This window comes from Flavobacterium sp. (assembly GCF_039916025.1).
Lineage (GTDB): Bacteria > Bacteroidota > Bacteroidia > Flavobacteriales > Flavobacteriaceae > Flavobacterium.
Window position 1 is genome coordinate 1 of record NZ_JBDSMB010000119.1, and the last position, 1,889, is coordinate 1,889.

General features: G+C 34.9%; 1 protein-coding gene. It reads right to left on the bottom strand.

The features are described from left to right. Positions 1-214 precede the first annotated feature (214 nt). Complete coding sequence (locus ABIQ27_RS08400) at positions 215-1,432, bottom strand: IS256 family transposase (RefSeq protein ID WP_348033433.1); 1,218 nt, start codon at positions 1,430-1,432, stop codon at positions 215-217. Positions 1,433-1,889 lie beyond the last annotated feature (457 nt).

Genomic DNA, 1,889 nt, shown 5'->3' on the forward strand with positions numbered 1-1,889 from the left:
CAAAAAAATCACTCGAAGCGACATCGTCTTTAAAAGTTCATGTCAGGTCGGGTAAAAAACTCTGCCTCCTTGAGTTTTTGTATCGAGACCTGTATAACCACTTCTCGCTACAAATTTTTTACAGGAACACGTAAAAAAATCACTCGAAGCGACATCTTCTTTAAAAATTCATGTCAGGTCGGGAGAGTGTAAAGTAAATTGTGTAAACAGGATTTTATAGTTTACATCTTTTTTCAAAGATAACTAAAAATTGATTAAGAATTAAGCCCCAATTTGTGATAGGCTTAGCCCATGCTTTTTCGATGTTTTGGATTGATAAATAAATTGATTTTGTTGCAGCATTTTCATTTACAAATTGAGTTTTAGTTTTCGTGTATTTTCTTATTCCTCGATTTAAGTTTTCGATTGTATTTGTTGTGTAAATAATGCGTCGTAACTCTAATGGATACTCAAAATAGTTTGAAAGATTATCCCAGTTTTCTTCCCAAGACGTGATAGCATATTTATATTTAGCGCTCCATTTTGTTTTAAATTTCTCTAACTCTTCTACAGCAATTTTAGCATTAATAGCCGTGTATACTTTTTTTAAATCTCTACAAAACTCTTTTCTATCGCCCCATACAACAAACCTGCAACTATTACGGATTTGATGAACAATACATATTTGTGTAACAGCATCAGGAAAAACAGCGCTAATAGCTTGTGTAAAACCTTTTAAGTTATCGGTGCAAGCAATAAGTATATCTTCTACGCCACGCGCTTTTAAATCAGTTAAAACACTCATCCAGAAAGAAGCTGATTCTGTTTTTTCAATCCAAAAACCAAGCACCTCTTTCATTCCTTCTGAATTTAAACCGATAACGATGTAAACACATTTATTAATCACTTTGCCATCTTCTCTTATTTTGAGTACGATGCCGTCCATCCAAACTGCGTAATAAACTGATTCTAATGGTCGCTGCTGCCATTCTTTGGCCGATTCCATTACACGCTCAGTTATATTTGAAACCGTTGTTTCACTTATTTCTAAACCATAAATATCTAATACTTGATTACGCACATCACTGGTAGTCATACCACGACTATACATTCCCAAAATAGCATCTTCAATTTTACTACTTATAGTTTGACCTTTAGGGATAATTTGAGGTTCAAATTCACCGTTTCGATCTCGTGGAATATTTAATAAAACATCGCCTACATTTTCGGTAATAATTGTTTTTTGAAAGGTGCCGTTACGGCTATTGCCAGTGTTATAGCCTACTTTATCGTGTTTAGTATAGCCTAAGTGCTCGTCTAATTCACCTTGTAGCATTTCTTCAATGCCTTGTTTAAATAATGAATTAAAATAATCTTGAAAAGATTCTTTGCTCTTAAATTGTTTAAAAAAGCCTTTGGGGAATTTATCCTCCAGTTTGTTTTTTGGTTCCATTTTTTGATTGTGTTTTTTAAAGTTAATAGTTTAAATAATAGTCCTCGACTCGTTCCGCTACGCTCCACTTCGGCGAGGACTATTATTGTCGTTCTTCTAACTGTTTACACAATCTACTTTATACTCCCCAGTTGTGAGGCGAACAACAGGTTTATCCAAGGTCTTCGCCAATTGATTCCTTCCAAAGAATCAATTGAACTCTTTTGTCTTGCGATAAAAAAGGCATTTAAAATAAATGAGCAGGACAAAACACAACAATTGATGACTCCCCTTTTGATGGTCCACCGTAAAACACGAAGGTCTAAGTTTTTGCTTAAACCTTTTGCACTTATCAGCCGGCCGAAAGTTCCGAAACTCGAATCTGCCCCACAACTTTGATCCTGATCCAGAATATATGATATATACCACATGCTCCATAAATAAAAAAGCCCCAGTAATTGCTGAGGCGTCGTTGTAG

What these genes read in the sequence shown, in the direction of transcription:
- ABIQ27_RS08400 (WP_348033433.1), bottom strand. Translation starts at nt 1,432, where the DNA reads ATGGAACCAAAAAACAAACTGGAGGATAAATTCCCCAAAGGCTTTTTT.